Source organism: Halogeometricum limi (genome assembly GCF_900115785.1).
GTDB classification, from domain to species: Archaea; Halobacteriota; Halobacteria; order Halobacteriales; family Haloferacaceae; genus Halogeometricum; species Halogeometricum limi.
This window is the reverse complement of the sequence record NZ_FOYS01000002.1, coordinates 74,764-100,973: the sequence shown is the minus strand read 5'-3', so window position 1 is coordinate 100,973 and position 26,210 is coordinate 74,764. Positions and strand designations below refer to the sequence as shown.

The 26,210-nt window shown below is 67.6% G+C and carries 27 protein-coding genes; 15 read left to right on the top strand and 12 right to left on the bottom strand.

The window, feature by feature from the left end; genetic code table 11:
- Positions 1–24 precede the first annotated feature (24 nt).
- The 3 genes from BM282_RS05380 to BM282_RS05370 are packed head-to-tail and all read right to left on the bottom strand — an operon-like array spanning position 25 to position 3,993.
- Positions 25–1,083 (bottom strand): ABC transporter permease, encoded by a 1,059-nt coding sequence (locus BM282_RS05380; RefSeq protein WP_089877652.1) that lies wholly within the window; start codon positions 1,081–1,083, stop codon positions 25–27.
- On the bottom strand, positions 1,076–2,926 hold the full coding sequence (locus BM282_RS05375; protein WP_089877649.1) for an ABC transporter permease: 1,851 nt from the start codon (positions 2,924–2,926) through the stop codon (positions 1,076–1,078). The genes BM282_RS05380 and BM282_RS05375 overlap by 8 nt, the downstream gene beginning before the upstream one ends.
- Positions 2,923–3,993, bottom strand: coding sequence for an ABC transporter ATP-binding protein (locus BM282_RS05370; RefSeq protein WP_089877647.1), 1,071 nt, complete (start codon positions 3,991–3,993; stop codon positions 2,923–2,925). Before BM282_RS05370 ends, BM282_RS05375 begins: the two co-directional genes overlap by 4 nt.
- Positions 3,994–4,100: 107 nt before the next feature.
- Here BM282_RS05370 and BM282_RS05365 point away from each other — a divergent pair, with 107 nt between their 5' ends.
- Entirely contained in the window at positions 4,101–4,313 is a 213-nt protein-coding gene (locus BM282_RS05365) for a hypothetical protein (RefSeq protein WP_089877644.1), read from the top strand.
- A gap of 62 nt (positions 4,314–4,375) precedes the next feature.
- On the top strand, positions 4,376–4,528 hold the full coding sequence (locus BM282_RS18420) for a hypothetical protein (RefSeq protein ID WP_175501393.1): 153 nt from the start codon (positions 4,376–4,378) through the stop codon (positions 4,526–4,528).
- 6 nt (positions 4,529–4,534) lie between these two features.
- Here BM282_RS18420 and BM282_RS05360 read toward each other — a convergent pair whose 3' ends face one another.
- Positions 4,535–5,401, bottom strand: coding sequence for a 3-hydroxyacyl-CoA dehydrogenase family protein (locus BM282_RS05360; RefSeq protein ID WP_089879415.1), 867 nt, complete (start codon positions 5,399–5,401; stop codon positions 4,535–4,537).
- A 143-nt stretch (positions 5,402–5,544) separates the two neighbouring features.
- Here BM282_RS05360 and BM282_RS05355 point away from each other — a divergent pair, with 143 nt between their 5' ends.
- The 4 genes from BM282_RS05355 to BM282_RS05340 all read left to right on the top strand — a co-directional run bounded on the left by BM282_RS05355 (position 5,545) and on the right by BM282_RS05340 (position 10,099).
- Positions 5,545–6,564, top strand: coding sequence for a DUF7409 domain-containing protein (locus BM282_RS05355; RefSeq protein ID WP_089877641.1), 1,020 nt, complete (start codon positions 5,545–5,547; stop codon positions 6,562–6,564).
- 289 nt (positions 6,565–6,853) lie between these two features.
- Entirely contained in the window at positions 6,854–7,753 is a 900-nt protein-coding gene (locus tag BM282_RS05350) for a class 1 fructose-bisphosphatase (RefSeq protein WP_089877638.1), read from the top strand.
- A gap of 72 nt (positions 7,754–7,825) precedes the next feature.
- Positions 7,826–9,607 (top strand): acyl-CoA carboxylase subunit beta, encoded by a 1,782-nt coding sequence (locus BM282_RS05345; RefSeq protein ID WP_089877634.1) that lies wholly within the window; start codon positions 7,826–7,828, stop codon positions 9,605–9,607.
- A 135-nt stretch (positions 9,608–9,742) separates the two neighbouring features.
- Positions 9,743–10,099: a DUF5658 family protein gene (locus BM282_RS05340; protein WP_089877631.1), complete on the top strand. Its 357-nt coding sequence runs from the start codon at positions 9,743–9,745 to the stop codon at positions 10,097–10,099.
- Positions 10,100–10,233: 134 nt separating this feature from the next.
- Here the strand turns inward: BM282_RS05340 and BM282_RS05335 are convergent, their stop codons facing one another.
- The 4 genes from BM282_RS05335 to BM282_RS05320 are packed head-to-tail and all read right to left on the bottom strand — an operon-like array spanning position 10,234 to position 12,403.
- Positions 10,234–10,800 carry a PH domain-containing protein gene (locus BM282_RS05335; RefSeq protein WP_089877628.1) on the bottom strand — a complete coding sequence of 189 codons (567 nt, stop codon included), beginning with the start codon at positions 10,798–10,800 and terminating at the stop codon, positions 10,234–10,236.
- Complete coding sequence (locus BM282_RS05330; protein WP_089877626.1) at positions 10,797–11,402, bottom strand: PH domain-containing protein; 606 nt, start codon at positions 11,400–11,402, stop codon at positions 10,797–10,799. The genes BM282_RS05335 and BM282_RS05330 overlap by 4 nt, the downstream gene beginning before the upstream one ends.
- Positions 11,403–11,448: 46 nt before the next feature.
- Complete coding sequence (locus BM282_RS05325; RefSeq protein ID WP_089877623.1) at positions 11,449–11,910, bottom strand: DoxX family membrane protein; 462 nt, start codon at positions 11,908–11,910, stop codon at positions 11,449–11,451.
- Between the two features lie 43 nt (positions 11,911–11,953).
- Positions 11,954–12,403 carry a MaoC family dehydratase gene (locus BM282_RS05320; protein WP_089877620.1) on the bottom strand — a complete coding sequence of 150 codons (450 nt, stop codon included), beginning with the start codon at positions 12,401–12,403 and terminating at the stop codon, positions 11,954–11,956.
- Between the two features lie 133 nt (positions 12,404–12,536).
- Here BM282_RS05320 and BM282_RS05315 point away from each other — a divergent pair, with 133 nt between their 5' ends.
- The 9 genes from BM282_RS05315 (at position 12,537) to BM282_RS05275 (ending at position 22,284) form a co-directional block, all read left to right on the top strand.
- Complete coding sequence (locus BM282_RS05315; protein ID WP_089877617.1) at positions 12,537–13,214, top strand: PGF-CTERM sorting domain-containing protein; 678 nt, start codon at positions 12,537–12,539, stop codon at positions 13,212–13,214.
- Between the two features lie 45 nt (positions 13,215–13,259).
- The gene (locus tag BM282_RS05310; RefSeq protein ID WP_089877614.1) at positions 13,260–14,882 is read left to right on the top strand and encodes a hypothetical protein; all 1,623 of its coding nucleotides are present in this window, start codon (positions 13,260–13,262) and stop codon (positions 14,880–14,882) included.
- Between the two features lie 69 nt (positions 14,883–14,951).
- Positions 14,952–15,803 carry an HpcH/HpaI aldolase/citrate lyase family protein gene (locus tag BM282_RS05305; RefSeq protein ID WP_089877612.1) on the top strand — a complete coding sequence of 284 codons (852 nt, stop codon included), beginning with the start codon at positions 14,952–14,954 and terminating at the stop codon, positions 15,801–15,803.
- Positions 15,804–16,047: 244 nt separating this feature from the next.
- Positions 16,048–17,349 (top strand): glutamate dehydrogenase GdhB, encoded by a 1,302-nt coding sequence (gene gdhB, locus BM282_RS05300; RefSeq protein WP_089877609.1) that lies wholly within the window; start codon positions 16,048–16,050, stop codon positions 17,347–17,349.
- 117 nt (positions 17,350–17,466) lie between these two features.
- A complete protein-coding gene (locus BM282_RS05295; RefSeq protein WP_089877606.1) occupies positions 17,467–18,723 on the top strand; it encodes a Glu/Leu/Phe/Val family dehydrogenase in 1,257 nt (418 codons plus the stop codon).
- Between the two features lie 112 nt (positions 18,724–18,835).
- Positions 18,836–19,579: a DICT sensory domain-containing protein gene (locus BM282_RS05290; protein WP_089877603.1), complete on the top strand. Its 744-nt coding sequence runs from the start codon at positions 18,836–18,838 to the stop codon at positions 19,577–19,579.
- A gap of 109 nt (positions 19,580–19,688) precedes the next feature.
- Positions 19,689–20,603 (top strand): aspartate carbamoyltransferase, encoded by a 915-nt coding sequence (pyrB, locus tag BM282_RS05285; protein ID WP_089877601.1) that lies wholly within the window; start codon positions 19,689–19,691, stop codon positions 20,601–20,603.
- Positions 20,603–21,067: an aspartate carbamoyltransferase regulatory subunit gene (gene pyrI / locus BM282_RS05280; protein WP_089877598.1), complete on the top strand. Its 465-nt coding sequence runs from the start codon at positions 20,603–20,605 to the stop codon at positions 21,065–21,067. Before pyrB ends, pyrI begins: the two co-directional genes overlap by 1 nt.
- A gap of 344 nt (positions 21,068–21,411) precedes the next feature.
- A complete protein-coding gene (locus tag BM282_RS05275; protein WP_089879412.1) occupies positions 21,412–22,284 on the top strand; it encodes a hypothetical protein in 873 nt (290 codons plus the stop codon).
- A gap of 268 nt (positions 22,285–22,552) precedes the next feature.
- On the opposite strand, the gene BM282_RS05270 is transcribed toward BM282_RS05275, so the two are convergent.
- From BM282_RS05270 to BM282_RS05255, 4 genes are all read right to left on the bottom strand, one after another.
- Positions 22,553–23,281 (bottom strand): ThuA domain-containing protein, encoded by a 729-nt coding sequence (locus BM282_RS05270; RefSeq protein ID WP_089877597.1) that lies wholly within the window; start codon positions 23,279–23,281, stop codon positions 22,553–22,555.
- 92 nt (positions 23,282–23,373) lie between these two features.
- The gene (locus tag BM282_RS05265) at positions 23,374–24,183 is read right to left on the bottom strand and encodes an enoyl-CoA hydratase/isomerase family protein (protein WP_089879409.1); all 810 of its coding nucleotides are present in this window, start codon (positions 24,181–24,183) and stop codon (positions 23,374–23,376) included.
- 65 nt (positions 24,184–24,248) lie between these two features.
- The gene (locus BM282_RS05260) at positions 24,249–25,259 is read right to left on the bottom strand and encodes a mandelate racemase/muconate lactonizing enzyme family protein (RefSeq protein WP_089877594.1); all 1,011 of its coding nucleotides are present in this window, start codon (positions 25,257–25,259) and stop codon (positions 24,249–24,251) included.
- A gap of 3 nt (positions 25,260–25,262) precedes the next feature.
- A complete protein-coding gene (locus BM282_RS05255) occupies positions 25,263–26,210 on the bottom strand; it encodes a 1,4-dihydroxy-2-naphthoate polyprenyltransferase (RefSeq protein WP_089877591.1) in 948 nt (315 codons plus the stop codon).

Below are 26,210 nucleotides of genomic sequence, written 5' to 3'. Positions count from 1 at the left end.
AGAAGAAGGCGAAGCGTCCCCGGTTCAGAGCGCGTTCGCGTCCACGTCGCCGACGAGCGACCGAAGCGCCACGTAGACGCCGACGCCGACGACGGCGTACGCGGCGACGACGAACGCCGCCGTCGCGTCCGTGCTCCCGATGGCCAACCGCGCGACGGTGTTGACGGGGTTGTTCGGGACGAGCGTCGTCCCGCCGAAGACGAACAGGACGCCGACGGAGTAGAGGAACTGCGCGGTGCGTCGCTCCGGCGAGACCAGCGCCACCGTCGCCGCGAGCGAACAGACGAGAAGCGAGAGCGCCCCCACGAGGACGACGACGGAGACGGGGTTCGCGATACGGGTGCCGTCCAGCGAGAGCAGCGTCATCCAGAGCGCCGCCTGCGCTGGCGCGAGGACGACGGCGGCGAGCAGTTTGCCGTCGACGATTTCGCGGAGCGACACGGGCGCGACGCGGAGGAGTTCGAGCGTCCCTCGTTCTCGCTCCTCGCTCAACGCGTCCACGGTGAGCGACCCGCTGATGAACACCGGCAGGAAGCACAGAAGCGGCACCAACACGGTGTAGGTGAAGCCGTAGTACGGACTCGAACTGGTCTCCGGCGGCACGTCGACGGGCCGCGTCTCCAGCCACGCCGACCGGTCTTCGCGTTCGGCGCGTTCGAGGTGCTGGAGCACCTCGCGGAGTTGGACGACGACCACCGTCGTCTGCACGTTCGAGTCCGGCACGGCCGCGGAGACGTACACCCGGCCGTCGCGCGACTCGCCCACGAGGACGGCGTCGATGCCGGTCTGTGTCGGCCGTTCGAACGCGCTCGTCGCCGTCGCTTCGTCCGGGTAGACGTGCGGGTCCACGCCGGTCACTTCGTTCGCGGCGGCGACGAGTTCGTCCGTCGCGTCGCCCGCGATGGCGACGTCAACCTCGTAACTCGCCGTCTGTCCGGGGTCGTACAGCGAGACCAGTCCCACGACGAGGAACGACGAGAACGCCGCGACGAACAGTTGCAGGACGAGAATCAGCACGATGGTCTTCTCGCGACTGAGCGAGGAGAGTTCGCGCTTCGCGATGGTCAGGCGCGGGTCAGCCAAGGACGCTCACCACCGTGAGGTTGTAGGCGGTGTGAACCGCCACCGCGACGAGGAACGAGAGGGCGTACCAGCGCCTCCCGCGGGCCGCGCCGACGGCGGAGATGCCCGCGGTGACGACGTGTAACGCGAGCGGTGCGAGCAACAAGCCGGCGGCGGAGAAGACGCCGATGCCGACGCCGGAGGGGCCGAGTGCGGCCTGTCCGAGCGTCAACTCCGGGAGGCCGACGACTTGCGCGACGGCGGTGAACTTCTCGCCGACGAAGAAGCCGAGGCCCGACAGTGCGCCGAGGAGGAGTGCCGTTCGCGTCGTCCGGGCGAACCGACCCTTCTCGAACGCCGCGAAGACGTGCAGGCTCTTTGCCGCCTCCTCGACGAGAGCGACGAGGAGGAGAAGCACCGGGACCGTCAGTTCGACCGGGAGGACGAACAGGACGGCGATGGCCAAGAGTTCCGCGACGAAGACGAACGGAATCGAGAGAAGCGAGACGAGGGCGACGTCGCGCGGGCGCGAGACGTGCGCGTCGAGGGCGTCTAAGAACTTCAGCGGCACCGAGCGCTGGGTGAACATGTCCTCCTCGCGGTAGACGCCGGAACCGAGGGCGAACAGCACGACGGCGCAGAGGAAGAACGGCCCCGTGGAGAACAGGAACTCGCCGAGGCTCACGCCCGCGCCCGACAGGTCGCGGACGACGAGCGTCAGCGGCGAGATGAGCGCGATGGGCGTCACCTGCGTGAAGATGGCCGGGACGAACGTGTAGGAGGTGAGAAACACCGATATCGCGACGGTGAGGAACGTGAGTTCCTTGAACGACCGAGCGAACATCGCGCCGACGAACGTCGCGCCCAAGAAGACGAGGCCGATGGGCAGGACGGCGGCGACGGAGACGACGCCGCCGCCGACGGCGACGGCGACGACGGCGGTGAGGCCGACGAGCGCGGTCAGATACGGGAGCGTCTTCCCGGCGACGATATCGCCCGGGGAGACGGGCGCGACGAGGAGGAGTTCCCCGCGGCGGTTGATTCGCTCGTTCAGCATCGTCCCGCCGTACGCCTGCACGACGAAGTTCATCGGCACGAGGAAGGCGAACGCGAGCACCAGCGACGCGAACGGGAACGGGGGGCTGATGTCGGCCGGGGAACCGGTCGATTCGCTCCCGAACGGGTTGATACCGCCGAGCGTCGGCACGGAGAGCGAGTCGTCGTCTCGGTCCGCGGCGTCTCCGTCGTCCGAACCGTCACCCGCACTCCTCGACGAGTCGGGTGTCGGACCCGCGGCGTCTCCGTCGTCGGAACCGGCGGACCCGGTCCGCCCGGACTCCGACTCACCGGCCGTCCCGGAAGAGGACTCCGCGGACGCTCCCGTCGTCGCCCCCGCGGGAATCGATGCGCCGCGTTGGACGTACTCCAAGGAGACGACGACGGGGAACGCCGCCGTCCGGTTCTCCTCGGCCAGCATCGCTCCCGTGTTGTACCGGCGGACGGCGTCGTTCAGTTCCGCGAGGGCGGCGCGACTCTTCTGCGAGTCGTCGGCCACGATGTAGCCGTCGCCGACGTACAGGTCCACGTCCGCCCTGTCGACGGTAGGCGGCCGTGCGTCCAACGCGGGCGAGGACGCGATGGCGTCGTAGTACGGACTCTCCGGCGAGACGCCGACGCGGTAGATGTCCCTGTCGAGGGCGACGCCGCCCGCGAGGGCACCCGTGCTCGCGACGCCACCCGCGAGGAGGAGGGCGACGAGTGCGAACGCGGCGGTTCGACGGTCTATCGTCCCGGCTGAGCGTCCGACCTCCCAGCGCGCGATGCGGCGAACCACGCGGAGGTGGTCCGAGAGCGACCGACTCACCGTGCGCCCCCGTCGTCGCGGGCGTGTCCCGAACGGTCGCCCCCGTCGCCGTCGAGAGTCTCCACGCCGCCGTCGGCCTGCGCGGCGACGGGGCGACCCTTGCCGTCGTCGCGCGTCTCGGGCGGACGACCGGCGAGGTCCAAGAAGATGTCCTCCAGACTGGGCTCTCGGGTGCGGATGTCGACTACCTCGCCGCCCGCCTTCTCGGCCGCCGACCGGACCGATTCGACGGCGTCCATGTCGGCGACGACGCTGCGGTACGTCTCCGGGCCGGCGGACGCGTCTGTGTCGGGGGTGGCGTCGACGGCGGTATCGGCGGCGACGTCGACGGCGTCGGTGACGTCGGCACCGACTACGTCCGTCTCCTCGACGGGGACGGTGGTGAACACGTGGTAGGACGTCTCGCCGTGTTCGGCGCGAATCTCCGGTACCGTCCCGCGGGCGATTATCTCGCCGCGGTTCATGATGACGACCCGGTCGCAGACGCTCTCGACGTGGTAGAGGTTGTGCGCGCTGAAGACGACGGTCTTCCCTCGTTCGGCGAGGTCACGCGTGAACTCCAACACGTAGTTCGTCGTGAGGGGGTCGAGTCCGGACGCGGGTTCGTCGTAGATGAGCAACTCCGGGTCGTTGACCAGCGACCGCGCGATGGCGACTTTCCGTTTCATCCCCTTGGACATGTCTCCGAGTCGCCTGTCGCGGTGTTCCAGTTCGAGTCTGTCGAGGGTGTCTTCGGTCCGTCGCGTCGCCTCCTCGCGCGGCACGTCGTACAGGTCGGCGAAGAACCGCAGATACGACCGCGCGGTCATGTCCTCGTACAGCGGCGACTCCTCGGGGAGGAAGCCGAGGTGACGGCGCATCTCCGCGTCGCCCGCGTCGTACTCGCCGATGGTCGCCGTCCCTTCCGTCGGTTCGACGAGTCCCGCGAGCATCTTCAGCGTCGTCGTCTTCCCCGCGCCGTTCGGTCCGACGACGCCGAATATCTCTCCGTCACCCACCTCGAAGTCGCTCCCGACGACGGCGGGGAAGTCGCCGTACGTCTTTCTGAGTCCGTCCACCCGTATCATGGGCGAGACGAAGGACGACCCCGGGTTAAGTGGTTCGCGCAGATATTCAGCGTTGATACTCAGCGCGCCGGCGAGAGGTTATGGGGGCGCGGTGAGAACGCATCGACGTGCCCGCAGACGACTATCTCGACCCGTGGACGGCGCTGTTCGTCGGCGGGTTCGTCGCCGCCCTGTTCTGGTTCGCCGCGGGCCTCGCGTTCGTCGCCGCGGGCGACGTGCTTCCGACCGTCCGCGCGTTCTCGCTCGTCTTCGTCGGTCTCGGCGGAGCGTTCCTCCTCGCGGGCGTCGTCGTCGCCGCCGTGCTTCGGGCGAGACGATGACGGACGGCCCCGAACTCGCTCGCCGACACGTTTTCGTGTCGCCGAAGTGACGATACACCCGTATGTCAGTGACTGTCGTACGCGACGCGGACGGACGGTGGCATCGCACGGACATCCTCGCCTGTACGGAGTCGTCGGTGCTGGAACTCGGCGAGGAGACGGAGACGGACCCCGACGAACTCGACGGCGAGCGGTGTTCGAACTGTACGTGGTGAGCGGCGTCAGTCGTACTCGTAGAACCCCTTGCCCGTCTTCTTTCCGAGGTCGCCCGCGTCCACCTTGCGCTTGAGCAGGTACGCCGGTTTGTAGCGGTCGCCGAGTTCCTCGTGGAGCGTCTCCGAAGCGTCCAGACAGATGTCGAGGCCGATGTGGTCCGCGAGCGTCAGCGGTCCCATCGGGACGTTGGTCCCGAGCGTCATCCCCCGGTCGATGTCCTCCTTCGAGGCGACGCCCTCGTCGTACGCGCGGATGCCCTCGTTCAACCACGGCATGAGGATGCGGTTCGTGACGAACCCGGGTTTGTCGTCGGACTCCCACGTCTCCTTGTCGAGAGCCTCGGAGAACTCGTGCGCCAGTTCGACGGCCTCGGGTGCCGTCTTCTCGCCGACGACGACTTCGACGCCCTTCATGATGGGGACGGGGTTCATGAAGTGGACGCCGACGACCTTCTCGGGGCGGTTCGTCGCCGCCGCGATGGTCGTGATAGAGAGCGTACTCGTGTTCGTCGCCAACACCACGTCCCCGTCTGTCACCTCGTCTACGTCCGCGAAGATGTCTCGCTTTATGTCCATGTTCTCGACGGCCGCTTCGACGACGAGGTCCGCGGCCGCGAGGTCCGCGAGGTCCGTCGTCCCGCGCACTCGGTCGAGGGCCTCGTCGGCCTCCTCTTGCGAGAGTCGCTCTTTCGTCACGAAACGCGAGAGAGAGTCCTCGATGCTGTCGAGGCCGCGGTCCACGTACTGCGTCTCGATGTCGCGCATGATCACGTCGTACCCGGCCATCGCCGCCACCTGCGCGATGCCGTTGCCCATCGTTCCCGCGCCGACGACGCCGACCGTGTCCACTTCGGATAACTCACGAACGTCCATGAACGTCACTGCGCGGGGGTCGGTTCTAAACGTGACGAACCGTCGGCGAATTCTGACCTTGTTTCACCGACGTGATGAGTTTCGAACATGCACGGAAACTCTCAAGTTGCAGAACGTGAAGGTAGTGCCCAACGGGTGAAAGCGTGAACGAAGGCACAGACGACGAGGAGGGGGTGGACGACGCGGGGGACGTCGAGGCGTCGTGGGACAGAGGCGACGAGGACGTCCGAGAGGCGGGCGACGGGGATGCGCCGGACTCGTGGAGTGCGGCCGCGCCCACGGAGAGCGACGGTGAGATTCCGCTTCCGTGGACCGTCGTCGACGACGAGGAGTTACGGGAGGAACGGCCCGAAGCGTTCGAGGAACTGCGGTTCGTCGGCCCGAAGACGGCCGCGGCGCTCCGCGACTCGTCCATCGACGTGGACGATATCTCGCGAAAGCGCGTCTCCTACCGCGACCTGACCGAACACGGGGTCCATCCGGGCGTCGCCGCGAAGATACGGCGCGAGCACTCGCTGTCGTGGTCGTTCGACGCCGAGGATTCGGACCTCTCGCGACGGTCCTCGCAGGTCAGAGGGTTGGACGACGACGAACGCGCGTGGGTCGCCGCGTCGTCGGGGTGGGCCGACGAGAGCGAGTCGGAAGCGGCCGAGACGGACGGGTCCGGCGACGCGACGACGGCCGAGTCCGCGTGGCAACAGCGAGGACCCGACGCTCCGAAGACGAACGCGCCGAACGGGGCGGGAACGTCGGAGGCGGACGCGGAGGCCGAGTGGCGGACGGCGGCGGCGACGACGGCCACCGACTCGCCCACCCGCGACGAGGAGGCGGCCTGGCGAGCGCGTTCCCCCGACGTCGAGTCGGGCGACGACGAGACGGCGGGCGAAGCGGCGTGGCGCGAACGAGCGACGGACCACGGCATCGAGGACGACGCCCGCGAAGAGACGGACGCGGAGGCGGCCTGGCGCGCACAGAGTGCGCCGACGCCGGTGACGGACCTCGACGACGTCGACGAGGCGTACGCCGACAGACTCGGCGAGGCCGGTATCCGGTCGGTCCGCCGCCTCGCCACCGCCGACCCAGAGAGCGTCGCCGACGCCCTCGAACTCGACCGCTCGCTGGTCGAACGCTGGTGCGAGGCGGCCCGTGCGCGCTTCGAGTGAACCGTCCGCGAGAACTATTTACTCTCCGAGTTAATTTTCGCCGTGTTTGCAGAAACTGCGTTTTCGGGCGCTCCAAACGCTATCTCCGCGAATCGTAGGACTGAACTATAGATTCTATTTAGCACCAGTTTTTTATACTTAGTGACCGGAATCAGAACTGATGAGAACGAGTGTTGCGTCCGACAGGATTCGGCTCAGCGGGTCGACCCCGCGGTTTCCGCGACGCCAACGACGCGACACGTCCCCCCTCGCACGCTCTGCGCTCGAACGCGGAGGTGCGCCCTAACCGATGGCTACGAAAGAGAACCTGACTCCGGCGGAGACGGTATCGAACGCGACGACTATCTCGCAGATTTTCGACGTCGTCGCCCGCGCGGCCCCCGAGGTTCGCGCCGGACTCCCCGGCCGCCGCGTCGCCGCCGAGGGAGAGAACCCCTCTGGCGAGTCGCAGATGGCCGCGGACGTGTTCGCCGACGAACTGCTCTGTGACCGCCTCGGCGACCTGTCCGGCGTCGGCGAGTACGCGAGCGAGGAACGCGAACACCCCGTCGACGTCGGAACCGGTCTGTCCGTCTGCGTCGACCCGCTCGACGGCTCTTCGAACCTGAAGCCGAACAACACGATGGGCACCATCGTCGCCGTCTACGACGCCCCCCTCCCGGCGACGGGCGCGGACGTCGTCGCCTCCGCGTACGTCCTCTACGGCGCGACGACGACGATGGTCACCGCCCGCGACGGAACGGTCACCGAGTACGTGATTCACGAGGACGGCGAGTACGAAGTCTGCCGCGAGGACGTACGTCTCCCCGACGACCCGTCGGTGTACGGGTTCGGCGGCCGCGTCCCCGACTGGGTGGACTCGTTCACGGCGTACGTTCGCGAGGTGGAGTCGGACCCCTCGATGAAACTCCGCTACGGCGGGTCGATGATCGGTGACGTGAACCAGGTCCTGACGTACGGCGGCGTCTTCGGCTACCCGACGCTCGCGGACGCCCCCGAGGGGAAACTCCGCGTGCAGTTCGAGGGCTACCCCGTCGCCCACATCGTCGAGACGGCCGGCGGCCGTTCCTCCGACGGGTCGCAGTCGCTCATGGACGTCGAGAAGGAGGACCTGCACGCGCGGACGCCGGTGTACGTCGGCAACGAGGCGTTCGTCGCCGGCGTCGAAGAAGCCCTCGCCGACGACTGAGAACCGACCGCCGACGCCGCCGGCGAATTCTACATAGAAAACCATTTTGAAGTACCCCACACAGTCCGGGGTATGAAGGTCCGAATCGGCGCAGACGCCTCCGACGACGAGGCGTCCGCCATCGCGGGTGCCCTCGCCCAACACCTCGCCGCCGCCGTCGAAGTGTACGCGGGCGACGACGACGAACCCGCGGCGACGGCCGAGGCACCGACGGTGGAGTACCCCCTCGAAGACGAGTTGGGACCGACAGACAGAGAGGCGGAACTCCGCGCGGAGATTCGCGATATCCTCGAAGGCGGCCCCGAGAAGTACCGCGACAGACTCTCCGAGTCGGGGAAACTGTTCGTCCGCGACCGACTCGAACTCTGGTTCGACTCGCGCGGCGCGTCCGCCGGAGAGGGGTCCGAACGGAACCAGATAACGTTCGAGGACGGCAAGTTCGCCCACTTCGACGGGTGGCACGAGAACAGCCCCGAAGTCGAGGACGCCGACGAGAACAACCGCCTCCCAGCGGACGGCCTCATCACGGGCGCGGCGACGTTCGAGGGCCGCGACATGCACTTCATGGCGAACGACTTCACCGTGAAGGCCGGGTCGATGGCCCGCCACGGCGTCGAGAAGTTCCTCCGGATGCAGCAACGCGCCCTCAAGAGCGGAAAGCCCGTGCTCTACCTGATGGACTCCTCGGGGGGTCGAATCGACCAGCAGACGGGCTTTTTCGCAAACCGCGAGGGTATCGGGAAGTACTACTACAACCACTCGATGCTCTCCGGGCGAGTCCCGCAGATATGCGTCCTCTACGGCCCGTGTATCGCCGGCGCCGCCTACACGCCGGTGTTCGCCGACTTCACCATCATGGTCGAGGGGATGTCCGCGATGGCTATCGCCTCCCCGCGGATGGTCGAGATGGTGACGGGCGAGAAGATAGATATGCAGGACCTCGGCGGCGCGCGGATGCACGCCGAGGAGTCGGGCAGTGCGGACCTGGTCGCCCGCGACGAGGCGCACGCCCGCGAACTCGTCTCGCAGTTGGTGACGTACCTCCCCGACGTGGCCGGCGAGAAACCGCCGAAATCCGAGACGGTTCCCCCGAAGTACTCGCCCGATGGCATCGACGAACTCATCCCCGAGGCACCGAACCGCCCCTACGACGTTCACGACCTGTTGGACAGAGTCGTCGACGCCGAGTCGGTCTTCGAACTCAAACCCGACTACGGGAAGGAGATAGTCACCGCTTTCGCCCGCATCGACGGCCGTCCGGTGGGCATCGTGGCGAATCAGCCGACGCAACGCTCCGGTGCCATCTTCCCCGACGCCGCCGAGAAGGCCGCGGAGTTCATCTGGACCTGCGACGCCTACGAGATTCCGTTGCTCTACCTCTGTGACACGCCAGGGTTCATGGCCGGGTCGCAGGTGGAGAAAGACGCCATCTTGGAGAAGGGCAAGAAGTTCATCTACGCCACGTCGTCGGCGACGGTGCCGAAACAGACCGTCGTCGTCCGCAAGGCGTACGGCGCGGGCATCTACGCGATGGGCGGCCCCGCCTACGACCCCGAGAGCATCGTCGCACTCCCGTCGGGCGAGATTGGCATCATGGGTCCCGAAGCGGCCATCAACGCCGTCTACGCGAACAAACTCGCCGCCATCGACGACCCCGAAGAGCGACGGAAGCGAGAGGACGAACTACGCGAGGAGTACCGCCGCGACATCGACGCCCACCGGATGGCGAGCGAAGTCGTCATCGACGAAATCGTCGCTCCCTCCGACCTCCGCGCCGAACTCGCCGGACGCTTCGCGTTCTACGAGGACGTGGAGAAGTCGCTCCCGGACAAGAAGCACGGCACCGTCCTCTGAGGAGTCTTCCCGAGGGGAGGGTGACCGCCACGCCCCGCGTAGGTAGACGTTTACCGAACGGTAACGTTCTCCTTATCGAGACTGTCTTCGTCTATGTGACAACTACTCAGGAGTACACCGCTCGACGGACGAGGTATGGCAGCGCCCAACGCTTCGAGGTCAGTCGCCTCTCTCGCTGGCTTTCTCGTCGTACTCGCGGACCGAGAGCGAACCCTCTGGGTCGCTGTCGCCGTCACGTACGTGCTCGACGTCACGCTCACCGCCTACGGACTCTCGCTCGGGTTTCAGGAGGCGAACCCCGTCGCTCGCGCGACGATGGTCGCCGTCGGTCCCCTCCCGGCGATGGTCGCGTTGAAGACGGCCGTCGTCGGCATCGCCGTCGTCTTCACGCGCGTCGCTCCGCCCGCGGGTCGACCGCTCATCCCCCTCGCCGTCGCGATGCCGTGGGGACTCGCCTCCGTGTCGAACTTCTACCTCATCTTCGGCGCCTGACGGCGGGATGCGCTCGCCGTCGGCCTGACCGCGTTCGTCGCCGTTGGTGCAGTCGTCGCACTCGCCGTCGCCCTCGGTTCTGTCGTCCTCGCCCGCTCGGTGTGGGGTTCTGGAGCCGTCTTCGGATATAAACGTCAGCGTCGCGTCTCGCGACCGGATTCCAGCGCCGTCCGAATCGCTCGGAGTTCGTCGCGGACGGCTCGCCACTGCTCGACGGACCCCGGGATGGGGTCGTCGGCCCGATGGACGAGACGGCCCACGAGGGTCGCGGCGCGTTCGGCGTCGGCGACGCCCGAGAGCGTCACCTCGTCGCCGCCGGCCACCTCGACGGTGACGGTTCCGTAGCCGAAGACGCCACCGAGGAGGGAGCGGTGGTACGAGACGTCCTGCACGCGGTCGAGTTCGACGCTCGTCACCCGTCTGGCCCGACGGCCGCGTTTCGTGTACACCGCGCGGTCGGTGACGAGGTAGGCCGTCGTGTAGACGGGGTAGACGACGCCGACGGCGAGTGCGAGGCCGACGAACAGTCCCGCGAAGACGGCGAGCGAGGGGAGTTCGAGCAGTCGCGCGACAACGACCCACCCCAGTGCGAGGGCGAACACCGACGCCGCCTGCGGCAGGACGCTCTCTAAGAGCGGTCGCTCGGACCACTCGACCCGTTCGCCGTCGTCCAAGGTGACCCAGTCGGCGTCGGTGCTCATCGGTCCGTGCTCGGTCTGTCGTCGGCGGTGTCCTCGAAGTGGTCCTCGGGCGTCGGTTCGTCGCGGAACGTCTCGTTCGGCGACGACGTCTCACGCTCGCTCTCCAAGAGCGACCGAATCTCCCGGAGTTCCGTCAGCACGTCGTCCAACACGGCGGCCTTGTCCGAGGGGGCGTCGCGGCTTCCCGTGGACCGCTTCACGTACCGGTTTATCTCTTCGGCCACCTCACGCGGGTTCTCGACGGACGAAAACTGCATCTCGACGCCGGACCCGCCCGCGGTACTGATGTCGACGTTGCCGAAACCGACGTACGACCCGAGGACGCCCTGACTGTACGAGGTGTTCTGCACCTTGTCGAAGCCCACCTTCTGCACGTCGCGCGAGAGGATGCCGGACTTGCGGTACAGTCCCGCCGTCGTGAGGACGTAGTGGGTGTTGCGGAGGGTGAGGTACGCCGAGACGACGATGGGAATGCCCACGAGGACGAACGAGAGGGGTATCCCGACGACCAGTGCGGGGACGATACTGGCGGGATGCGGCGTGTCCGACCAGACGACGTCCTCGTCGTCGTCCAGCGTCAGCCAGTCGAGTTCGGGTTCCATGCGCGGCGAGAGGACGCGCCGGGAGTTAATCGTTCGCCCGTGACAGTCAGGTCGCAGAGCGCGTCTCGACGGCGTCGACGACGACGGCCCACGCGAGTCCGGCCAACCCCACGTCGCGGACGAGGACGTCGCCGAACAGGCCGCCCTCGACGACGAAGACGACGGCGAGGTAGAGACAGGTCGCCGAGAGGGAGACGGCGGCGACGAGCGACGCAAACAGCGTGTAGCGGTCCGCGAGGAGGGCCAGACCGAACCCGACTTCGAGGACGCCGTTGACGAGCATGAACGTGAGGGGAGAGACGACCAGCCACGGTGCCAGCCAGTCGGTGACGTACGCCGTCCACGCCGTCGGCGCGACGAGTTTGTGGACGCCCGCGAGGAGAACCATCGCGCCGAGACTCACGCGGGCTATCGTCGACGCGCCGGATGACCGGTCGACGACGGCGGTGACGGCGGCGACGCCCGCAGTCGCGGCGCGACGGAGTCGCCGTCCGGTGTCGAGACTCATGCTCGAAGATACGACCCGAGAGAGAAGAGTCCGCGGGCGGCGGTCACTCAGCTTGCTTCAACGACAGCACAGTCCGGTCGAACTCGCAGACGAGTTCGTCGTCCTGGTTGAACACCTCGACGTGCATCGTGACGACGCCGCGTTCGCCGTCCGACGTCTCTCGTTTGTCCGTCACCGTCGACTGGGCGCGGACGGTGTCGCCGTGAAAGACCGGATGGGGGTGTTCGACGTTGTCGTACGAGAGGTTCGCGACGATGGTGCCGTCCGTCGTGTCGGGGATAGAGAGACCGACGGCGAGCGACATCGTGTAGAGGCCGTTGACGAGTCGGCGGCCGAACTGGGTGTCTTCGGCGAACTCGCGGTCCAAGTGCAACGGCTGTTGGTTCATCGTCATGTCCGAGAACCGCTGGTTGTCCGACTCGGAGATAGTGCGGCGTTTCTCGTGTTCGATGGTCTCGCCGACTTCGAACTCCTCGTAGTAGCGGCCGGTCATACGACTCCGTCTCGTCTCTCCCGAAAAACCGTGACGGTCTTCGGCGGGTCGGCCCCGCGGGGCCGCAAACACCTTTTCGCTCTCCTCCCAACGGTCGGGTACGCGAACGGCGACCCCGTTCGACCCGATACGCATGCACTCGAAAACTCTCGCCCTGTCTCTCGTCGTTCTCCTGAGTACCAGTCTCGTCGCCGGCGTCGCCGTCGCGGATGCGGAGGCGACGCTGGAGATTCGTCCCTCCGGTTCGGGGACGGCGACGTACGCGGCCACCGTCGGCGTCGACAACGAGTCCGTCGGTCCCCTGTCGGCGTTCGAGATGCACCTCGGCGAGGCGGGCGTGACGCCCGCGTCGGTGCCGCCGAGTGCGGTCGTGACCGCCGGAATCGACCGCGGCGGCGACGACTCGGGAACGGCGGTCGACGTGGACGTCCGCGACGACATCTCGGGCGTGAGCGTCGACGAAGACGGCGTCGTCGAGGTGTTCTTCGACGGAACGACGCAACTCGAAGCGGGCGACGAACTCGTCGTCGTCGTCGAGGGACTCCCGACGCCCGCCGCGGGGACGGACGCGGTTCCTCTCGGCGTCAACGCGCCCGGCGAACGAGCCCTGGTGAACGCGACGGTGGCCGTCTCCGACTCGGCCGCCGGCGCGACGGCGACGCCCGAGGCGGACGGTCCGGACCCGACGGAGACCGACGGCGCGGACGCCATCGACGTCACCAACTCGCCCGTCCCCGGGTTCGGCGGACCGGTCGCTCTCGCCGCCCTCCTCGCGGTGACGGCGTTTCTCGCCCGCGCCGCCCGTCGCTGAGAAATCAGGGACAAGACACAACCCCGGTCGGCGCGTCCCGACGGTATGGCCAGCCACCGGTGTTCGTTCTGCGGTTCGGCGGTCCCCGAGACTCGGTACTGCGTGAACTGCAACACGAACGTGGGTGCCGTCGACGTCCCGAGACGGAACCCGTCGTTGACGGCGCACCTGAGCGAGGTGACGGCCGACGCGGACCACGAGAGCGTCACCTTCGACGCCCTCCGGTCGCGACACGACCAGTACGACCGACCGCTCGGCGGGTATCTGTTCGCCGACGAACGACCCCGCCGGGTCCTCGACGTGGACGGCGTCACCCTCGAAGACGTGCGCGGAGAGACGTGGACGGTACGTCCGGGGTTCAGACGGCGGGGACACGCGATACTCACGGACGACCGACTCCTCCTCGTCACCCCGGCCGACCCCGGCGACCAACTGGTCGCCGTCCCCCTCGACGACGTCGTCGCCGTGGAGACCGAGTCGACGTGGTTGCGAGAGCGACTCACGTTCGAACGGGCGGACGGGTGGACGACCACCGTCTCCCTCGCGGGCGTCTCCGCCGACGAACTCGACGCCGTCGCCGCCGACGTCCGAGAACGGGTCCGCGCGACCGACTCCGCGGCGTCGCGGGCCGCCGCGTTCGAACGGGACGTCGACGCCGCCGTCGCCGACGCCGACGACGCGGAGACGGCGCTCAGAGCGGTCGCCGACCTGTTCGCGGAGCGAGACGAGACGGCCGTCTTCGACCACGTCGTGCGCGAGGCGTCGTCGGCGGACGACCTGCTCTCGGGGCTCTCGAACACGACCACTCGCCCCTCGCTTCCGACGCCCGCCGACGGTCCCAGCGAGGCTGGCGATGCCGGCGATGCTGAGGGTGCCGACGCGACGCCCGTAAACGGCGGCGACGGCGGAGGGGCTTCGTCCCTCCCCACGGCGGGGCGACCCAGTATCGAACCCGTCAGACAGCGGGTGAGTCGGACGCTCCGCGACGGCGACCCGAAGGAGGCCGGAAAGTGGGCCATCGGCGCGGGAATCGCCGGCTTCAGCGTCGCCGTCTCGCTGCCGTTTTCGACCGCCGCGGGACTCGGTGCCATCGCCCTCGGCGGCGCCGCGACGGGCGCGTACGCGAGCGCGAATCCCGAGTCCGCGGCCGCCCGCATCGACCCCATCGAACTCGCACTCGGCGCGAAGACGAGAGAGAGACAGTGGAAGCGCGGCGGCGGACCCGGCGGGGCCGCCGTCGGGAGCGTCCTCGGCGCGGCAGAACACGTCGTCGACCGGACGGACGACACCGCGTACGCCCACTGGTTGGCGAACGCCGACCCGGAACTCGCCCTCCGCGGCGCGACGCTGGGCGCGGAAGCCGCGAAGAAGTCGCCGAACGCGGACGACCCGACGACGGCCGCCCTCGTCGGCGGCGGCCTCGGACTCGCCTACGGCTACACCGACTTGGACTACGAGAGCGACGAGTTGCGCGAACTGCTCGACGAGGACGTGCGACGCCGCCTCTCCGCGGAGGGCGAGGCGGGAGAGGTGACGGGTGATGGGGAAACAGTCGCCGTCGAAGGCGGCGACCGTGACGTCGAACACGCGGATGCGAGCGGCGACCCCGACACTGACGACGACGTCGACGTCGTCGACGCGGAGTGGGACGACGAGTCCGCGGAGTGAGGCCGTCGGCGAGACGGCGAGGGTGCGGCGCGACGGTACAGTTTCAACCCGTCCCCTCGTGGGACCGGTATGGCACGACGAAGCCTCCTCTTCTCGCCGGGCGACAAGCCCGAGTTGATGCGTAAAGCGCCGAGCGCCGGTGCGGACGTTCTCTGTTTCGACCTCGAAGACGCCGTCGCACCGGCGAAGAAGTCCGTGGCCCGCGAGGCCGTCCGCGCGGTGCTCTCGGACCCGTCGTTCGACCCCGACGCCGAAGTGCTCGTCCGCGTCGCCGCCGAGACGGTCGGCGACGACCTGGACGGCGTCCTCGGTTCCGACGGCGAGGCGGACGTCCGACTGGACGGTCTCATGCTATCGAAGACGGGGTTCGCGAGCGACGTGCGAGACGTCGACGACGAACTGGCCGCACGCGGGTGGACCCTGCCGATTTTCGCGCTCGTCGAGACGGCCAGAGGCGTCCTGAACGCGCCCGACATCGCCGCCGAGGGGCCGACGACGGCGCTCGTGTTCGGCGCGGAGGACCTCGCGGCGGACGTGGGGGCGACGCGAACGCCCGAGGGAACCGAGGTGCTGTACGCCCGCGAGAAAGTAGTCCTCTCGGCGGCCGCCGAAGGCATCGACGCCATCGACACCGTCCACACGGACTTCGAGGACGAGGCGGGACTCAGAGAACAGACCGAGTTCGCGGAGACGCTCGGATACGACGGCAAGATGGCGATTCACCCCGCGCAGGTGTCGGTCATCAACGAGTCGTTCACGCCGCCCCGAGACCGAGTCGAGTGGGCGAAGAAGATTCTGCGCGCCCGCGACGAGGCGGCGGCGGCGGCGTCGGGCGTCTTTCGCGTGGAGGGCGAGATGGTCGACGCGCCAGTCGTCGCGCAGGCCGAACGCATCCTCGAACGCGCCGGAGAGTCCGTCTGAGTGGCGACTCGGCGGTGACCGCCCGCAGAGACTAAGGAGCGCACGACACTCTTCCGTACCGACTCAATGTATTAATATACCATAAGGACATTAATATTTATTAGACGCCCCTGATTACGACCTTCCGATGGCAGGTGTCGCCACTCGGCTGGACAGCACGCCGACCCACCCCTCGGCTCCGCGAACGGACTCGGACCGAAGGCGTGGTCGCTCGACGTGGGCGACGCCGCACTTCATCAGATAGATGTCTTCGAAACCAACTGCGGCCCACACGGACGAGACAGAGCACGAATCGGACACAGAACCCGCTTCCGCGTTGGCGACGGCACGACGCCAACTCGACCGCGCCGCGGCCGAACTGTCGCTCGACCCCAACATCGTCGAGCGACTGAAACACCCTGCGCAACTCCACGAGGTGACCGTCCCCCTCCGTCGCGACGACGGCACGCTCGAAGCCTACACCGGGTTCCGCGCCCAGCACGACAGCGTCCGCGGTCCGTACAAGGGCGGACTGCGTTTCCACCCGCACGTCAACCGCGAGGAGTGCATCGGCCTCTCGATGTGGATGACGTGGAAGTGCGCCGTGATGGACCTCCCGTTCGGCGGCGCGAAAGGCGGCGTCGTCGTCGACCCAAAACAGCTCTCGGACGGCGAGACGGAACGCCTCACGCGACGCTTCGCACAGGAACTGCGCGACGTGGTCGGCCCCCACACCGACATCCCCGCGCCCGACATGGGGACGAACGCGCAGACGATGTCGTGGTTCATGGACGCCTACTCGATGCAAGAGGGCGAGACGGTGCCGGGCGTCGTCACCGGCAAACCGCCGGTCATCGGCGGAAGCGAGGGCCGCGACGGTGCGCCGGGTCGCTCGGTGGCGCTCATCACCCGCGAGGCGATGGACTACTTCGACATGGAGCTCTCGGAGACGACCGTCGCCATCCAAGGCTACGGGAGCGTCGGCGCGAACGCCGCCCGCCTCCTGGACGACTGGGGCGCGAACGTCGTCGCCGTCTCCGACGTGAACGGAGCCATCTACGACCCCGACGGACTCGACACGCGCGACGTGCCGACGCACAAAGAAGAGCCAGAAGCGGTCATGAAGTACGACGCGCCGCATACCATCTCCAACGAGGAGGTCCTCGAACTCGACGTGGACGTGCTGATTCCGGCCGCCATCGGGAACGTCATCACCGCCGACAACGCCCACCGGATACAGGCCGACGTCGTCGTCGAAGGGGCGAACGGACCGACGACGTTCGCCGCCGACGAGATTCTTGCGAAGCGCGACGTCCCCGTGATTCCGGACATCCTCGCGAACGCCGGCGGCGTCACCGTCTCCTACTTCGAGTGGCTACAGGACATCAACCGCCGCGCGTGGTCGCTCGAACGCGTCCACGAGGAACTGCAGACGGAGATGCTCTCGGCGTGGAACGCCGTCCGCGAAGAGGTCGACGAACGCGACGTTCGGTGGCGCGACGCCGCCTACATCGTCGCGCTCGAACGCGTCGCCGAGGCGCACGAACGACGCGGCGTCTGGCCCTGAACCGGCGAGCGGCGGAGTCGATTCGGCAGACTGCGACCCCTTCTCTAGAGCGTATTATCATCATTGAATGATATTATTCCCGGCAGACTTAACGTGTCTCCGGGTGGTACAGTAGCCATGAGCGAGGAGGCGAATCCGTTCGAGAGTTTACAAGAGCAGATAGACGACGCCGCGGCGTACCTCGACGTCGACGACGACATCTTAGAGCGGTTGAAACATCCCGAGCGAGTGCTCGAACTGAACCTCTCGGTCGACATGGACGACGGGTCCAGACGACGGTTCGAGGCGTTTCGGTCGCAGTTCAACGGTGACCGCGGCCCGTACAAGGGCGGGATTCGCTACCACCCGAACGTCTCGCGCGACGAGGTGAAGGCGCTCTCGGGGTGGATGGTGTACAAGTGCGCCGTGGTCGACATCCCCTACGGCGGCGGGAAAGGCGGTATCGTCATCGACCCCAAGGAGCACTCCGCCGCGGAACTCGAACGCGTCACGCGGTCGTTCGCAAAGGAACTCCGCCCTCTCATCGGCGAGGACCGAGACATCCCCGCGCCCGACGTGAACACCGGTCAGCGGGAGATGAACTGGATAAAGGACACCTACGAGAAACTCGAACACACGACGGCACCCGGCGTCGTGACGGGGAAGGCCATCTCCTCCGGGGGAAGCGAGGGCCGCGTCGAGGCGACGGGTCGGTCGACGATGCTCACCGCCCGCGAGGCGTTCGACTACCTCGACAAGGAGATAGAAGGTGCCACCGTCGCCGTTCAGGGTTACGGCAACGCGGGGTCCGTCGCGGCGAGACTGCTCGAGGACATCGGCGCGGACGTCGTCGCCGTCTCCGACTCCAGCGGTGCGGTGTACGACGAGAGCGGTCTGGACGCGGTGGCGGTCAAGGAGTTCAAACGCGACACCGGGTCCGTCACGGGCTACGAGGACGCCGCAGAGGAACTGTCGAACGAGGAACTGCTGACGCTCGACGTCGACCTCCTCATCCCCGCGGCGTTGGAGAACGCCATCGACGGCGACCTCGCCGAAGACGTACGAGCGGACGTGGTGGTCGAGGCGGCGAACGGACCGCTCACGCCCGACGCGGACGACGTCCTGACGGAACGCGACGTCTACGTCCTGCCGGATATCCTCGCGAACGCCGGCGGCGTCACCGTCTCCTACTTCGAGTGGGTTCAGAACCGCCAGCGGTTCTACTGGACCGAAGAACGCGTCAACGACGAACTCGAACGCGTCATCACGGAGGCGTTCGACACCCTCACCGACGCGTACGAGTCGCACGACCTGCCGAACTTCAGAACCGCCGCCTACGTCGTCGCACTCCAACGCGTCGTCGACGCGTACACCGACAACGGCAACTGGCCCTGAACGGCCGTCGGCCGACCGTTTTCGCACCGTCTGCGACGGAGCTTCGACGCCGAGAGAGTTCTTTACGCTATACTCAGGAAAGAATTATATGCTATACCACTAAATTGCGGCCATGTCACTCACTGAACTCATCACGGGCGTCGAAGACAGCGAGAAGACACTCATCGTCCACAACGCGGACGACGCGACGGTCGAATCGGTCACGGAGCGATTCGCGGACCGCAACGTCACCGTCACCACGGCGTCCACGGCGGACGGCCCCCCCGAGTACGCCGTCCTCTCGGAGGGCGACAGAGTGCTCACGGCGACGTCGCTCTCGGAGGTGCTCCCGGACGGCGGCCACCCGAGACAACCCGAGTTCACGTCGAACCCGTACAAACCGATACTGGACAGACTGGACGAGACGATGTTCACGTCGTTCGACCCCTCGCGGATGCTGTCGGCGTCGCGGGAGATAGAGGACAGAGCCTGGCGTGCGGGTGAGGGAACGCTGTACGCCGGCTTTCAGCACTACTCGACGCTGGAGAAGCAACTCGGGACGTACGAGCAGTTGGGGACGAAGCCGGAACTGGACGTGACCGCTATCGCGTTCCCCGACGCGGAACTCTCGGACCACGACGGGACGTTCGAGGTGTACCCCGACCGGTCCCGCGAGATACGCGACGTGTGGTTCGTCGCGTACGACGGCGGCGGCGACGACGACGCGAAGTGCGCGCTGGTGGCGGAGGAACGCGAGCCGAGACGGTTCTACGGCTTCTGGACGTACGACCCGCGGACGGTGGACTACATCTTCGACTACGTCGACGACAGTTACCTCAGCGGTCGGTCGGACCGCCGCCGAATGACCGGGTGCTGACCGACGCGCACGACGCACCGCGCGCGGAGGAACTGTCCACGAACGTGCTGTTTTTCGCGCCGGTCCGAAGCCGAGTGATTCAAGTTGGTCCCACGCACCTGTTCCGACGATGCGTCAGGACCACCTCATCTCCGCGGCCCAACTGTCGCGGACGGACGTCGAGGCGGTGCTCGACCGCGCGGCGGACATCGACGCCGACCGGGAGGCGTGGCGGCGGCGACACGCCGGGACGGTGCTCGGACTGTGCTTTTTCGAACCCAGTACCCGCACGCGGATGAGCTTCGACACCGCCATGAAGCGGTTGGGCGGCAGAACCGTCGACATGGGACCGGTCGACTCCACGTCGGTGAAGAAAGGCGAGAGTCTGGCCGACACCGTCCGCGTCGTCGAGGGGTACGCGGACGCCATCGTCCTCCGGCACCCGCTCGAAGGCGCGGCGAAGATGGCTTCCGAGTTCGTCGACGTGCCCGTCATCAACGCGGGCGACGGCGCGGGCCAACACCCCACGCAGACGCTCCTCGACCTCTACACCATCCGCGAGAACGCCGGACTGGACGACCTCACCATCGGAATCATGGGCGACCTGAAGTACGGCCGAACCGTCCACTCGCTGGCCGAAGCGCTCACCAACTTCGACGCGCGACAGCACTTCATCAGCCCCGAGAGCCTGCAACTGCCCCGGAGCGTCCGCTACGACCTGCACGCCGCGGGCGCACAGGTGCGAGAACACACCGCGTTAGACGAGGTGCTCTCGGAACTCGACGTCCTCTACGTCACGCGCATCCAGCGCGAACGGTTCCCCGACGAGAACGAGTACCGGAAGGTCGCCGGGCAGTACCAGATAGACGCCGACGACCTCTCGGTCGCGAAGGACTCGCTGACCGTGATGCACCCCCTGCCGCGCGTCGACGAAATCGCCCCCGACGTGGACGACACACGGCACGCGAAGTACTTCGAGCAAGCGCACAACGCCGTCCCGGTTCGAATGGCGCTTCTGGATATGCTCATCGGAGGTGACGACTGATGGGTGAGAAGGAACTCCGCGTCTCGAAGATTCGCGACGGCACCGTCATCGACCACCTCACGGCGGGACAGGCGCTGAACGTCCTCGCTATCCTCGGTATCGACGGGTCCGGCGGCGAGAGCGTGTCCATCGGCATGAACATCCCCTCGGACCGCCTCGCTCGCAAGGACATCGTCAAGGTCGAGGGACGGGAGTTGAGCCAGTCCGAAGTCGACGTGCTCTCGGTCATCTCTCCAGAGGCGACCATCAACATCGTCCGCGAGTACGAAGTCGTCGACAAGAAGCGCGTCGAACGCCCCGAGGAGGTGACCGGCGTCGTCTCCTGTCCGAACCGCAACTGCATCACGAACGCCGACGAACCGGTCGCCTCCCGGTTCGAGGTGCTCTCGGACGGCCTGCGCTGCGGCTACTGCGGCGAAATCGTCCGGGAGGACGAAGTCGCGACCAACCTCGACGTGAACTGACCGCGAGTCCGTCTCGTCTCCACGAATCGGCGACCACCTCGCACCCGTTCGGACGAGGGGAAATCACTTTGTACCGAACCGCCGTACGGTAGCGTATGTCCGGAAAAGCCAAACTGCTCTTCGCGCTCGCACTGGTAGCCGTCGTCTACGTCCTCGTCTCCGGCGGGAGCGAACCCGTCGAAGTGGAAGTCGAAGAGTAAGCCGCGACCGACGAACCGCCCGACGAACGCATCCTCCGTTCTTTGGTCGTCGCGTCCACGAGTGACGACGCCGGGACGCGGCGCTCACCGACGTTGACCGACGTCGAACGAACGACTCATGACGCTCCCGAGACTGTTTCGAGTATGTACGGCGTCGTCACGCGCAACCCCGACGAGGTGGAGTGGCCGGACTTCGACAGAGCGTTCTACGAGGTCAAAGACGTCACCGGCCGGGCGGCCGAACCGCTCCCGGACGCGGTGAACATGGTGTCGTGCTTCGGCGACACCGCCGCCGCGAACTCGAACCCCGAACTCGTCCCCGTCGACGACGAGGGCACCCTCGCGACGCGCGACCAACGTTACTTCGACTGGGCGTACATCTGCCCGACGAACGAGGAGTACCGCGCCGGACTCCTCGAGATAGTCGAGGACTGCGCCGCCGCGAACGACGCCGTCCGACTGGACGACGTGGGCTTTCCCCGCGAGGGGTACTGCCGGTGTGACCGCTGTGACCGACTGTTCGCGGCGTGGGCCGACGAGAACGACAGAGACGGCGACGAAGACGACTGGTTCGAGTGGCGCGCCGAGGTGATAACCGAGTTCGTCGCCGAGGCGGCCGAGAAGATTCCGGGGACGACGTACCTGACGCTCTACCCCGACCCGTATCCGGGACATCTCTACCGTCGCGCGGGCCTCGACATCGACGCCCTCTCACGGTACGTCGACGAGTTCGTGGTCCCACTGTACGACGTCCACTACGGAACGACGTACTGGCTCGAAACCATCGCGAAGGGGTTCCAGTCGCTCTTAGAGCCGCTCGACACGCCGTTCGCAATCGAACTGTACGCCGTCGACGCCGAGATGGAACTCGACGACCTCATCCACGCGACGGAAGTCGCGGAGGCGTACGCCGAGAACGTGTTCTTCGGCTACGACGCCTCCAACGCCGCCGCCGCTCTCCGACGGAAGCGCGCGGACGAACAGGACGGCGTCACGCACCGCCCGGACGACACCTGAACACTCGGTCGTACTCGTTCATCCGCGGCGACGCCCGCGCGTCGACGGTCAGATGACTCCCGAGAGGAACGCGACGACGACGATACCACCGACGAAGACGAGGAACGCGAAGACGAACAGGCCGAATATGAGACGGCGCTGTCCCGCGGTCGGGTCTGCCATAGTCGTCTCGTAGGACGCCGGCGGTTTAGGTTGACCGGCGGTCGCGGCACGTCGACGGTTGCGGTGTCGGCGGCCCCAGCACCGAGAGAGCGTCCGAGAGACCGATTCAGTCGTCGAGTTCTTCGAGTGGGTCGGCGTTCCCGAAGAACGGTTCCGGTCCGCCGGCGGGGGCGGCCCACTCGACGGCGTTCGCGAGGACGTCGCAGACGTCGTCGCGGTAGTAGATGGGGTACGTCTCGTGCCCCGGTCGGAAGTAGAATATCTTTCCCGACCCGCGGGTGTAACAACACCCCGAGCGGAACACCTCGCCGCCCTCGAACCAACTGGTGAAAACGAGGTCGTCGGGCGCGGGCACGTCGAACCGTTCGCCGTACATCTCCGCCCGCGGAATCTCGATGTGTTCGTCCACGCCGGCGGCGATGGGGTGTCCGGGTTCGACGACCCAGAGACGCTCTCTCTCGTCGGCCTCGCGCCACTTCAGCGAACACGACGTGCCCATGAGCGACTTGAACGGCTTCGAGTAGTGCGCCGAGTGGAGGACCAGCAGTCCCATCCCCTCGCGGACGCGTTCGACGACGCGTTCGACGATGTGGTCGGACACCTCGTCGTGCGCGCGGTGCCCCCACCACGTCAGCACGTCGGTGTCGGCGAGGACGCCCTCGGTCAGGCCGTGTTCGGGGTCGTCCAGCGTCGCCGTCCGGGTGTCGAACCCGCGTTCTTCGAGGCCCTCGGCGATGACCGCGTGGATGCCCTCGGGGTACACCTCGGCCACCTCGTCGCTGTCGCGTTCGTGTCGATACTCGTTCCACACCGTGACGGAAAGCTCCGAACTCATACCGTGGCCGACACGGGGACCCGCAAAGTAGCCACCGTTCGCGGCGCGTCTTCCTCGCACGACGCCGACGCGCACGCCGGACGGACTCGCCGTTAGCGCCCGCCGAACTCGGGGTCACGACGCTCCAAGAACGCGTCGACGCCCTCCTCGTGGTCCGCCGTCTCGAACAACGCGCCCTGCGCGGCCGCCTCGTGCTCGATAGCGGTATCTAACGACACCTCGAACCCGCGCCGGAGCAGTCGCTTCGAGGTTCGGAGGGCGGCCGTCGGCCCCGAGGCGATGTCGGACACGAACGACTCGAACTCGGTCTCGAAGTCGTCGCCTCCCTCCGTCCCGAAGACGCGGTTCGCGAGGCCGAGTTCCGCCGCCCGGTCCGGGCCGAGCACTTCCCCCGTGTAGACGAGTTCCTTCGCCACGCCCGCGCCGACTTCGCGCGGCAGGAGGTAGGAGACGCCGGAGTCGACGGCCAGACCGAGTTGCTCGAAGCCGAAGCCGATGCGGCCGTCGTCGGAGAACACCCGCAGGTCGCAGGCGAGAGCGAGTGCGCCGCCCGCGCCGATGGCCGGGCCGTCTATCTTCGCGACGGTGGGGTACTCGCAGTCGTAGACGCGTTTGACGACGTCGGCGGTGTCGTTGATGACGTGCCGAACGGCCTGGTCCGTCGTCCACTCGTCCGCGCGGAGTTGCAACATCGCGTTCACGTCGCCGCCGGCGCAGAAGGCCCCGCCCGCGCCTTCGAGGACGACGCAACGCGTGTCCGCGGAGAGCGAGTCGAGGGCGTCGCGAACGCCCGCCGTCAGGTCCGACGTCAACGCGTTCCGGACGTCCGGTCGGTCGAGCGTCACCGTCACCACGCCCGACGCTTCGGACACGGACACCGAGTTTTCAGTTTCTTCGGTCATAGCGTGGACGACGGAGTGCGGGGACAAAAGTTCACGGTCGTCCACGCGGGCGAGAGGTTCGGGTCTCAGAAGTATAGCGGGTCAAGCGCGTCGCCCGCGAGTCCCGGCCCGTCGGGGACGCGCATCGCCCCCGAGGCGACGGGTGCCGGGTCGTCCGCGAGGTCCGCTGCGAGCATCGACCCCGTCGCGAGGCCGCACGCCGGTACGTCGGGAATCACGGCGGCGACGTGGAGTGCGCCCAGTCTGGCGACGACGGCGTCTATCGTCGTGGTGACGACGGCGTCGACGCCCGACGCTCGGGCCCGCCTCGCCGCCGCGAGCGTCCGGTCGGGGCCGCCGAGCGCCATCGGCTTGAGTACGAGGACGTCCGCCGCGTCCGCGTCGAGTACCTCGCCGACGCCGTGCGAAGCGAGCGTCTCGTCGAGTGCGACGTCGACGCCGCGGCCGCAGAGGGCGGCGTGGCCCGACAGGTCGTCCGCCGGGAGCGGTTGTTCGACGTACGCGACGTCGAGTTCGGCCGCGACGTCGAGCATCACTTCGGCCGTCTCGCGGGTCCACGCGCCGTTCGCGTCCGCGCGGAGTTCCGCGTCGGGAGCGACGGCTCTCGCCGCGCGAAGCCGTCTCTGGTCCGTCTCGGGGTCCTGCGCCCCGACTTTCAGCTTCACCGTCCCGAACCCGGCGTCGACGGCGTCTCGGACGGCCTCCTCCGTCTGCTCGACGGACCCGTCGCCGACGGTGGCGTTCACGGGGACGGCGTCGGCCGCGTGGTCGCTTTCGAACCCCTCGGCGGCGAGTTCGTCGCAGAGTCGGACGCCCGTCTCTCGCGCGCGGGCGTCGGCGCGGGCCAGCGAGACGCCGTGTCGCGCGGCGGGCGTCGCGTCGTCCGGGTCGCCGCGTTCGAGGGCGTCTCGGCAGTCGTCCAGCGACTCGGTCCACCCCGGAAGCGGCGTCGCCTCGCCGAGTCCGGTGGCGTCGCCGTCGCCGACGCGGACGAGAAAGCCCTCGCGGCTATCGATGGGACCGCGTGCGGTATCGAGCGACTCCGACAGCGAGACGGAGAACGGTTCGAAGCGCATGGTTCAGAAGAAGCCGCCGAACGCGAGACCGAACCCGAACAGGACGGCGTGCATCGCGAGCAGTTTTCCGGTGCGTTCGAGCGCGGGGTTCAGCGCCCCCCCGCCCGTCTCGGTGAACACCGTTCGCGCGATAGAGAGCGCGTACGGGAGCGTCACGAGGGGGAGGAGGACGGCGACGCCGAACCCCTCGCGCGCGAGGAACCAGACGGGGACGAGGTACGCGAGAGCGAGCATCGCGGCGTACTCGATTCGCGAGAACGCGTAGCCGAATCGGACGGCGAGCGTCCGCTTGCCCGTCGTCGCGTCCTCCTCTTTGTCGCGGACGTTGTTCACGACGAGGATGTTCGTCGAGATGGCGGCGACGGCCAGCGACGCGACGAACGCGTCGAACGGGAGCGTGCCCGCCGGGATTCCGACGGTGAGCGGGGCGGCGAGGACGGACGCCGCTTGCACGTAGTACGTCCCGGTGACGGCGACGACGCCGAAGAAGAGGAAAACGAACACGTCGCCGAGGCCGTGATAGCCCAGCGGGTACGGGCCGCCGGTGTAGGCGATTCCGGAGACGACCGACAGGAGACCGACGACGAGGATGGGGACGCCGCCGACGTAGACGAGGTAGGTTCCCGAGAGAACGGCGGCGGCGAACGTGAGATACATGGCACGCTTGACTTCGGCGGGGTCGATGAGGCCGCCGGCGGTGACGCGGGTGAACCCTTCTCTATCTTCCGTGTCCGCGCCCTGCACGGCGTCGTAGTAGTCGTTCGCGAAGTTCGTCCCGACCTGGATGAGCGCCGCGCCGACGAACGCGGCGAGGGCGGGCAGAGCGGCGAACACGCCGTCGTGGAGCGCCAAGCCGACGCCGACGAGGATGGGCGCGGCGGCGGCGGGCAGCGTCTGCGGCCGCGCGGCCATCAGCCACGCCTTCGTCCGCGAGATGTCCTGCGTACTCAT

What these genes read in the sequence shown, in the direction of transcription:
- pyrI (WP_089877598.1), top strand. Translation starts at nt 20,603, where the DNA reads ATGGGTGAGAAGGAACTCCGCGTCTCGAAGATTCGCGACGGCACCGTC.
- BM282_RS05320 (WP_089877620.1), bottom strand. Translation starts at nt 12,403, where the DNA reads ATGACCGGCCGCTACTACGAGGAGTTCGAAGTCGGCGAGACCATCGAA.
- BM282_RS05305 (WP_089877612.1), top strand. Translation starts at nt 14,952, where the DNA reads ATGGCACGACGAAGCCTCCTCTTCTCGCCGGGCGACAAGCCCGAGTTG.
- BM282_RS05370 (WP_089877647.1), bottom strand. Translation starts at nt 3,993, where the DNA reads ATGATACGGGTGGACGGACTCAGAAAGACGTACGGCGACTTCCCCGCC.
- BM282_RS05260 (WP_089877594.1), bottom strand. Translation starts at nt 25,259, where the DNA reads ATGCGCTTCGAACCGTTCTCCGTCTCGCTGTCGGAGTCGCTCGATACC.
- BM282_RS05360 (WP_089879415.1), bottom strand. Translation starts at nt 5,401, where the DNA reads ATGGACGTTCGTGAGTTATCCGAAGTGGACACGGTCGGCGTCGTCGGC.
- BM282_RS05295 (WP_089877606.1), top strand. Translation starts at nt 17,467, where the DNA reads ATGAGCGAGGAGGCGAATCCGTTCGAGAGTTTACAAGAGCAGATAGAC.
- BM282_RS05265 (WP_089879409.1), bottom strand. Translation starts at nt 24,183, where the DNA reads ATGACCGAAGAAACTGAAAACTCGGTGTCCGTGTCCGAAGCGTCGGGC.
- BM282_RS05310 (WP_089877614.1), top strand. Translation starts at nt 13,260, where the DNA reads ATGGCCAGCCACCGGTGTTCGTTCTGCGGTTCGGCGGTCCCCGAGACT.
- BM282_RS05270 (WP_089877597.1), bottom strand. Translation starts at nt 23,281, where the DNA reads ATGAGTTCGGAGCTTTCCGTCACGGTGTGGAACGAGTATCGACACGAA.
- BM282_RS05345 (WP_089877634.1), top strand. Translation starts at nt 7,826, where the DNA reads ATGAAGGTCCGAATCGGCGCAGACGCCTCCGACGACGAGGCGTCCGCC.
- BM282_RS05350 (WP_089877638.1), top strand. Translation starts at nt 6,854, where the DNA reads ATGGCTACGAAAGAGAACCTGACTCCGGCGGAGACGGTATCGAACGCG.
- BM282_RS18420 (WP_175501393.1), top strand. Translation starts at nt 4,376, where the DNA reads ATGTCAGTGACTGTCGTACGCGACGCGGACGGACGGTGGCATCGCACG.
- BM282_RS05255 (WP_089877591.1), bottom strand. Translation starts at nt 26,210, where the DNA reads ATGAGTACGCAGGACATCTCGCGGACGAAGGCGTGGCTGATGGCCGCG.
- BM282_RS05330 (WP_089877626.1), bottom strand. Translation starts at nt 11,402, where the DNA reads ATGGAACCCGAACTCGACTGGCTGACGCTGGACGACGACGAGGACGTC.
- pyrB (WP_089877601.1), top strand. Translation starts at nt 19,689, where the DNA reads ATGCGTCAGGACCACCTCATCTCCGCGGCCCAACTGTCGCGGACGGAC.
- BM282_RS05315 (WP_089877617.1), top strand. Translation starts at nt 12,537, where the DNA reads ATGCACTCGAAAACTCTCGCCCTGTCTCTCGTCGTTCTCCTGAGTACC.
- BM282_RS05325 (WP_089877623.1), bottom strand. Translation starts at nt 11,910, where the DNA reads ATGAGTCTCGACACCGGACGGCGACTCCGTCGCGCCGCGACTGCGGGC.
- BM282_RS05275 (WP_089879412.1), top strand. Translation starts at nt 21,412, where the DNA reads ATGTACGGCGTCGTCACGCGCAACCCCGACGAGGTGGAGTGGCCGGAC.
- gdhB (WP_089877609.1), top strand. Translation starts at nt 16,048, where the DNA reads ATGTCTTCGAAACCAACTGCGGCCCACACGGACGAGACAGAGCACGAA.
- BM282_RS05335 (WP_089877628.1), bottom strand. Translation starts at nt 10,800, where the DNA reads ATGAGCACCGACGCCGACTGGGTCACCTTGGACGACGGCGAACGGGTC.
- BM282_RS05290 (WP_089877603.1), top strand. Translation starts at nt 18,836, where the DNA reads ATGTCACTCACTGAACTCATCACGGGCGTCGAAGACAGCGAGAAGACA.
- BM282_RS05340 (WP_089877631.1), top strand. Translation starts at nt 9,743, where the DNA reads ATGGCAGCGCCCAACGCTTCGAGGTCAGTCGCCTCTCTCGCTGGCTTT.